Raw genomic sequence first — 7692 nt, 5'->3', positions numbered from 1 at the left:
TCACCGCCGCCCCCGCGCAGCTCTACGACGCGCGCGGCGGCCTGCTGGCGCCCGGCCTGGTCGATCCGCACCTGCATATCGAAAGCAGCATGATGACGGCCTGCGCCTATGCCGAGGCCGCCCTGCTCAACGGCACCACCACGATCTTCTGCGACAGCCATGAAATCGGCAATGTCGCCGACGTGGCCGGCATCGAATGGATGCTGCAGGATGCGCGCCAGGCGCCGCTGAACATCTTCCTCACCGTGCCCAGCACCGTCCCCGCCACCGATCCCGCATTCGAAACCGCGGGCGGCGACCTCACCCCCGCCAAGATCGGCGCGCTGTTCGACAATTGGCCCGAGGCCGTGGCGCTGGGCGAGAAGATGGATTTCGTGCCGCTCTGCCTGGGCGATTCGCGCAGCCACGCCGTGGTGGCCGAGGCCCTGAAACGCGGCCGGCCGGTCAGCGGCCATGTCTATGGGCGCGAATTCGTCGCCGCCTATGCCGCCTCCGGCGTCACCGACACGCATGAGGCCGTCACGCGCGAGATCGCCGACGACCTGATCGAGGCCGGCATCTGGGTGTTCCTGCGTGGCGGCCCGCCGACCACGCCCTGGCATTCGCTTCCCGCCGCGATCCGCGCCGTGACCGAATGGGGCGCCAGCCCCAAGCGCGTCTGCGTCTGCACCGACGACCGCGATGCCGACGATCTGTTCCTGTTCGGCCAGGACTGGGTGGTGCGCCAGGCCATCGCCGCCGGCATCCCCCCGGCCCAGGCCTGGAGCATGGGTTCGCTCAATCCCGCGACCCGCTTCGGCATGGATGGCGAACTCGGCGGCCTGGGCGGCGGCCGGCGGGCCGACATCGTGCTGCTCGATGACGACCGGCAGATCCGCAATACCTGGTACGGCGGCGCCTTGCTGGTCGAGGACCGCAAGGTCACGCCCATCCTGGACCGGCAACTCTCCCACGGGCGCTATCGCTATCCCCCGGCGGCCTACCGGACGATGCGCCTGGGTCCGCTCGCCGACCTCACGCCGCTCCTGCCGCGCGGCCCCGTCACCGCCAACGTCATCCGGATCGGCCGGCCCGGCGACATCGCCCTGCTGCACGAACGGATCGACCTGGCGCCGGCCCCGGACTGGCGGACCCATCTCGATGCCCATGATCTCTGCTTCGTCGCCGTGCTGGAACGCCACGGCCGCCACGGCCACGCGGCGCACGGGCTGCTCCAGGGGTTCGGCCTGACCGACGGCGTGGTGGCCAGCAGCGTGGGGCACGACGCGCACAACGTCATCGTCGCCGGCCGCGACCCGGCGGACATGCGCCTCGCGGTCGAAACCATCCGCGACGCGGGCGGCGGCGTGGTCGTGGTGGCGCAGGGGCGGGTCCAGGCCCTGGTGAAGCTGCCCGTCGCGGGCCTGCTGTCGGATGAACGCGCCACCGTGGTGGCCGAACAGACACGGCGGCTGAAACAGGCATGGAGCGCCCTGGGCTGCCGCATGCCCTATATGGGCTTCAACCTGATCCCGCTCTCCGTCGTGCCGGATATCCGCCTGACCGATCGCGGCCTGATCACCGTGCCGGCCATGCGGCAGGTCCCGCTCTTCGAGACGGCCTGACCCCCGCCGCCGGTTTGGGGCGGCGCGCGCGGCCCGTCGCCGAAACGGCAACAGCCCGTGCGCGTCTTTGTGTTGGATTTTCCGTTACGTATCCGTCATTTTCTGCCCGCCGCGCCCAGGCGTGCAACAATGACGCGTGCAACCATGACGCGCGCAACCACGACGAAAGAATACCCCGAAGCATGTTCCAGACCGCATCGCCGCCCGACCGCCCCCGCCGTCTCCCGCTCGTCCTGGGCGCCCTGCTGCTCGCCGCGACGGCGGGCGCCGCCCGGGCCGAACCCCGCAAGGTGATCCTCGATGATGACGGATTCAGCCTGGCGCAATGGCTGGTCATCAAGGCCCCCGAGACCCAGGTGCTCGGCGTCGCCACCGTCAGCGGCGACGTCTGGCAGAAAGAGGCCACCGCCAACGCCCTGCGCGGCGTCGAAATCGCCGGCCGCCCCGACATCCCGGTCGTGCCCGGGGCCACCGACCCGCTGCTGAATTCCGAGGCTCTGACCGAACGGTGGGAAAGCCTCTACGGCAAGCTGGTCTGGAAAGGCGCCTGGATGAAGCACTGGGTCGAACCGACCACCCAGGCCCTGCCGCCCTATCACGGGCCGGACGTCGTGCCCGACCTGCCGCTCGGCAATCCCGTGAAACAGCCCTCGGCCGAACGCGCCGCCGATTTCATGATCCGCATGGTCCATCGCTATCCGGGCCAGGTCAGCATCATCGAAACCGGCCCCTTCACCAACCTCGCGCTCGCCCAGCGTCTGGACCCCGCATTCGCCGGCCTGGCGAAGGAACTGGTCTATATGGGTGGCAGCCTCAATCCCCGCCAGACCCGCACCGATGCCGTCGCCGCGCAGTTCGCGCGCGAATTCGTCAATTCCCCCCGGCGCGAATTCAATATCCGCTTCGACCCCGAAGCCGCCAGCATCGTGCTGCGCGCCCCCTGGCGGCATATCGTCATGGTCCCCGCCGACCCCTCGACCGACACCGAACTCACGCCCGACCTCATCAAACGCCTCGGCGCCGCCGACACGCCCGTCGCCCACGCCCTGCGTACCCGCCCCGCCGGCTTCCCGCTATGGGACGAAATCGCCGCCCTCGTCTGGCTCGATCCGTCCCTGATCGTCAAGAAGACCGAATTGTTCATCGACGCCAACAGCCAGTTCGGCCCCGGCTACGGCGACATCCTGTCCTGGACCCCCGGCTACGAACCCGGCCTCGGCGAACGGAAGAACATCGTGGTCCAGAAAGTGGACGTCCCCCGGCTCGAAGCCGAAATGACCACCCTCGTCGCCCGCCCCCAGCCTCCGGTCAGCGGCCGGCCCCTTCCGTGACAGGGGGCGTAAAGGGGTTCTTCTTTTTCTGAACAAAAAGAAGCAAAAAGACTTTTATTCGTTATGGTTCGGTGCGCGGTCGGCGCATCGAATCTCAAAATGCCGACAATCTTTAGATAAATTAAAAAATAATATAAAATACCACTAGATATCGAACGGCGCGTTGTCGATCACGTTCTTCATCACGAAGAACGTGCGCGTCTGCCGCACGCTCGGCAGCGCGATCAGTTTCGCGGCATGCAGGCGGTTGAAATCCGCCATGTCGCGCACCCGGATCTTCAGGAAATAATCGAAATCCCCGGCGACCAGATGGCAATCCAGGATCGCCGGAATCTCCCGCGCCGCCCGCTCGAACGCCGCGAAACTTTCGGGCGTCGAACGGTCCAGCACCACGCCGACGACCACCAGCGCCCCCAGATCCACCTTGTCCGGGTCCAGCACCGCCCGCACCGTGCGGATATAACCCGCCTCGACCAGCCTCTGCGTGCGCCTGTGACAGGTCGCGGCGCTGACATTCACGGCCTGGGCAAGGTCGGCATTGGCCATCCGCCCGTCCGCCTGCAACAGCCGCAGGATCTTGCGATCGATCTTGTCCAGCCCATCCGCCATGAAAGATCATTCCACCAGATAACGTTATAACGGACACTCATACCGTATTTGCGCCATGCATGAAAGCAAGGCCAAAAATCCAGCCCGACTTGGAAAGCACCTGCCGCGATCGGAATGATAGGCTCCATGCCGGTTCCACCGCACGAGGTTCGTCATGCTGTCCCGCTTCGCCCGTTATCCGCTGACCTTCGGCCCGACCCATATCCAGCACCTGCCGCGCCTGACCGAATATCTCGGCGGCGACGTCCAGATCTATGCCAAGCGCGAGGATTGCAATTCCGGCCTCGCCTTCGGCGGCAACAAGCTGCGCAAGCTGGAATATATCGTCCCCGACGCGATCGCCTCGGGTGCCGACACGCTGGTCTCGATCGGCGGGGTGCAGTCCAACCACACCCGTCTGGTCGCGGCGGTCGCGGCCAAGATCGGCATGAAATGCCACGTGATCCAGGAAAGCTGGGTGCCGCATGACGACGCGGTCTATGACCGGGTGGGCAATATCCTGCTGACCCGCCTGATGGGCGCCGAGGCGCAACTGGTCGATGAAGGCTTCGATATCGGCATCCGCGACAGTTGGCTGCGCGCGTTGGACGAGGTCCGCGCCAGGGGCGGCAAGCCCTATCCCATTCCGGCCGGCGCATCGGTCCATAAATTCGGCGGCCTGGGCTATGTCGGCTTCGCCGAGGAAGTCCGCGCCCAGGAAGCCGAAATGGGCATCACGTTCGACTATGTCATCGTCTGCAGCGTCACCGGCTCGACCCACGCGGGCATGGTGGTGGGCTTCGCCGCCGACGGCCGGGCCCGTAATGTCATCGGCATCGACGCCTCCTTCACCCCGGCCCAGACCAGGGCCCAGATCCTCGACATCGCGCAGAAGACCGCCACCCTCGTCGAAGCCCGCCCGATCGTCGAAGACGACATCACGCTGATCACGGACTACGCCTACCCCGCCTACGGCGTCCCCTCCCGTGAGACGATCGAGGCCATCCGCCTTTCCGCCCGGCTCGAAGCCATGATCACCGACCCGGTCTACGAAGGCAAATCGATGCAGGGCCTGATCGACCTGGTGCGGAAGGGCACCTTCCCCAAGGGCGCGAACATCCTCTACGCCCATCTCGGCGGCGCCCCCGCGCTGAACGGCTACAGCTACACGTTCCGCAACGGATAGTATCCCTGCTGCGAAATCCGCGCGCGGATTTCGCAATCAGCAATCCGGCAAGGTGTCGAAGCCCCCGGCAATCGCCCCAAAGTTGGAGGAAGGATCGCAGAGTCTGGATACGCTATCGATGGCGCGAGCGCCATTCTTCCCGTGTGATTTCCCAGATTTCAACCGGCAAGCGTCCTGACACGAAATCCCGATCGCCCGAGGCGACGATGCGCATTCCGGCGCTCTCGGAGATGCGCCGAGAGGGAACGTTGGCAATCGCCTTTGGCACCCGGAGCACCGTCCTTCCGAGTGTCTCGAACCAGTAGTCCGTCACAGCGTTGGCGGCCTCTGTGGCCAGGCCTCGGCCCTGCCACTCCGGGGCGAGCCAGAAGCCTCTATTGTTGTCCGGTTCGTCCGTCAGGCTGATGATGCCGATCAGTTGATCCGCCGCGCCATTCGGCCTGATGGACCAGTGCCACGCCGTTCCTTCTTCCATCTCCGGAAGCGCCATGTCACGGATGAACGTCAGCGCGCCATCGGCCGGATACGGCCATGGGATCGTGGACATGAACTGCACGATTTCCCAGCGTGGGAAAATCTCCTGCACCGCCGCGGCATCGGAGAGATCGAGTGGACGCAAGATTAAGCGACGGGTTTCCAGTGTCGGGATCGCGGCAGTCAAAATTTCCTCCAAGCCACACTGAAATTCCATGTGCCAGCAGGTCGCGGTACAACCACTTCAGGCATTGCCACAGCAGCTTGAATTGCACCTTGTTCGATGACGGCTGGAGCCTGAAACACGAACCCCAACGAATAAAAGTCTTTTTGCTTCTTTTTCTTCAGAAAAAGAAGATTCTTCCCCCACCCCAACGAACACCCTGCGCCGCGCCCCCTACGACACCAGGGGCAGGGACGCCTCCAGTCCCGGCACTGCGGCATGCGCTTCCATTTGCCCGCGCCGGATCGCATGCAGGCGCAGATAGGCAAGCAGCCCCAGCGGAATCACCAGCGCCATGGCATAGCCCGGCGTCATCGGGTCCTGTGTCCGGGCGATCAGCCAGGCGGTCACCGGCTGGGTCAGGCCGCCGAAGCTGGACACCGCCAGCGCATAGACGATCCCGAAGGCGAAGGACCGGCCACGATGGCCCAGCGCCTCCAGCATCGCCTGCCAGATCCCCACGGCCATGATGCTGGACAGCAGGAACATGCCGATATTCAGCGCCAGTTGGCTGGCCAGCCCCGGCCGGTGGATCGCGCCGTAATACAGCGGCAGGCTGGCGGCGGCGGTCAGCAGCCCGACCAGGATAAAGGGCGTCCGCCGCCCCGGGCAGCGTATGGCAATGAAAATTCCCGCCAGCATGCCCACCACGCCGGCGGCCAGGCCCGCCGCCATGCCCGTCATCGCGGTCGCGGGCGGCAGATGCAGAACCGACACCGCGTAGCTCACGCCGAAACTCCGCAGATAGGTGCAGATCGTGGCGCTGGTGATGGCCAGGAAGACGAACGGAATGACCGGCCACAGCGATGCCGGCTCGCCCGACATGAACTCACCCGAGGGGGACTCACCCGGCACGGCTCCGGCCGGCGGCGGCGCGGCGGCCTGATGGGCGACGGCGGAACGCCGCAGTATCAGCCCGACCGGCAGGATCGCCAGCCCGGCCAGGAACGGCACCCGCCATCCCCACGCGTACAGCGCATCGTGCGACAGCACCAGCGACAGCACCAGCCCCAGCAGGACCGCCAGCAGCGACCCCAGCAACTGGGTCATGTATTGCAGCGTGCCGAACACCCCGCCCAGCCGCCCCGGCGCGGCGCTGAAGATCAGCGCGGTCGCCGGCCCCACCTCGCCGCCGTCGGAAAACCCCTGCAGCAGCCGGGCAATGATGACGGCAACCGGCGCCAACGTGCCGATCACGCGGGTCGGCGGCGTCACCGCCAGCAGGAACGACCCCGCGGCCATCATCGCAAAGGTCAGCATCAGCGCCGGCCGCTGGCCATGCGTGCGCGCATACCGCCCGATCACCACCGCGCCCAGCGGCCGCAGCACGAAGCCCACGGCAAAGGTCATCAGCGAAAGCAGCAGGCTGATCAGCCGGTTCCCGTTGGGAAAGAAGGCATGGCCGATCATCGGCGCAAAGAACGCATAGGCCATGAAATTATAGAATTCGAGAAAATTCCCGACACAGGCGGCGGCGATGATGGCGGGCAGGGAACGGCCCCTTTCAACCGGCTCAGGCATCTTCGGTCTCCTCGGACGATCTGCCGGCGGGCGGCGGCGCAACGCAGGCCGGCTCCCGATATGGCCACAGCCATCATTCCGGTGCAAACACGAATGCACGCGGCATCACCCCGCCGCCATTGCCCTTCGTCCCCCTCGGGGCGCGCCGCTCAGCCCGTCCCGGCAAACGGGTCCGCCACATGCGGCCACAGCGGCGCGCGCGCCCGGGGCAGGCGCAGCGCCGTCATGTCGGGCACCACGCAGCCCGCGACCGGAACGAAGACGACGTCGTCCGCGATCGCGGCGAAGGCGTTGTAGAAATGCTGCGCCGATTTCACGACGACGGCATCCTTGTCCGCCAGCGTCATGCCCATGTTGCCGAACACGTCCGGCGAGAAGACCTGCTGCCGGCGCGCGGTCATTACGATGTCGATCCCGTCCACCGCAATCCACGCGCTCCGGCCCATATAGGCCGCGCCGCCGCTCAGTCCGGTCTGCACCAGATTGTCCGAACAGCGCCGCACATGGGCCGTCACGTCGACCGGATCGCCCGATGCCGGGCCGCATTTCCCCCCCAGCCGCAGCGGAAACGTCGCGCCTTCGCCCGCTTCGGCACAGAACGCGACGGCAGCCGGGTCCCAGATGCAGCCCAGCGCCACGTTCGTCACGCCATGCGCCAGCAGGTCGCGCAGGATGATCGTATTGTCCGACGGCGCGCCCCCGCCCGCATTGTCCGACACGTCGGCGATCACCAGCGGCCTGGCGGGCCTTGACGCCGCGCGCGCG

Annotated in this window: 7 protein-coding genes; 3 read left to right on the top strand and 4 right to left on the bottom strand. The window is 66.6% G+C overall.

Annotated features, from left to right (window positions below; translation table 11 throughout):
* Positions 1-1604, top strand: a 1604-nt coding sequence (locus tag HUK84_RS07445) for an adenine deaminase C-terminal domain-containing protein (protein WP_176639722.1), incomplete at its 5' end; no start/stop codon positions are given.
* 182 nt (positions 1605-1786) lie between these two features.
* On the top strand, positions 1787-2935 hold the full coding sequence (locus HUK84_RS07440) for a nucleoside hydrolase (protein WP_176639721.1): 1149 nt from the start codon (positions 1787-1789) through the stop codon (positions 2933-2935).
* A 144-nt stretch (positions 2936-3079) separates the two neighbouring features.
* Here HUK84_RS07440 and HUK84_RS07435 read toward each other — a convergent pair whose 3' ends face one another.
* Positions 3080-3544 carry an Lrp/AsnC family transcriptional regulator gene (locus HUK84_RS07435; RefSeq protein ID WP_176639720.1) on the bottom strand — a complete coding sequence of 155 codons (465 nt, stop codon included), beginning with the start codon at positions 3542-3544 and terminating at the stop codon, positions 3080-3082.
* Positions 3545-3698: 154 nt separating this feature from the next.
* On the opposite strand from HUK84_RS07435, the gene HUK84_RS07430 reads away from it, so the two are divergent.
* Entirely contained in the window at positions 3699-4709 is a 1011-nt protein-coding gene (locus HUK84_RS07430) for a 1-aminocyclopropane-1-carboxylate deaminase (RefSeq protein ID WP_176639719.1), read from the top strand.
* A 112-nt stretch (positions 4710-4821) separates the two neighbouring features.
* Here the strand turns inward: HUK84_RS07430 and HUK84_RS07425 are convergent, their stop codons facing one another.
* The 3 genes from HUK84_RS07425 to HUK84_RS07415 form a co-directional block, all read right to left on the bottom strand.
* On the bottom strand, positions 4822-5382 hold the full coding sequence (locus HUK84_RS07425) for a GNAT family N-acetyltransferase (protein WP_246285507.1): 561 nt from the start codon (positions 5380-5382) through the stop codon (positions 4822-4824).
* 198 nt (positions 5383-5580) lie between these two features.
* Entirely contained in the window at positions 5581-6927 is a 1347-nt protein-coding gene (locus HUK84_RS07420) for an MFS transporter (RefSeq protein WP_176639717.1), read from the bottom strand.
* Positions 6928-7076: 149 nt separating this feature from the next.
* Positions 7077-7692 (bottom strand): MlrC C-terminal domain-containing protein (locus tag HUK84_RS07415; protein WP_176639716.1); only part of this gene is annotated, 616 nt, incomplete at its 5' end.

Origin of the sequence: Nguyenibacter vanlangensis (genome assembly GCF_013376155.1) — a bacterium.
Lineage (GTDB): Bacteria > Pseudomonadota > Alphaproteobacteria > Acetobacterales > Acetobacteraceae > Gluconacetobacter > Gluconacetobacter vanlangensis.
Note: the sequence above shows the minus strand (reverse complement) of the source record. Positions and strands in the feature narration are given on the sequence as shown.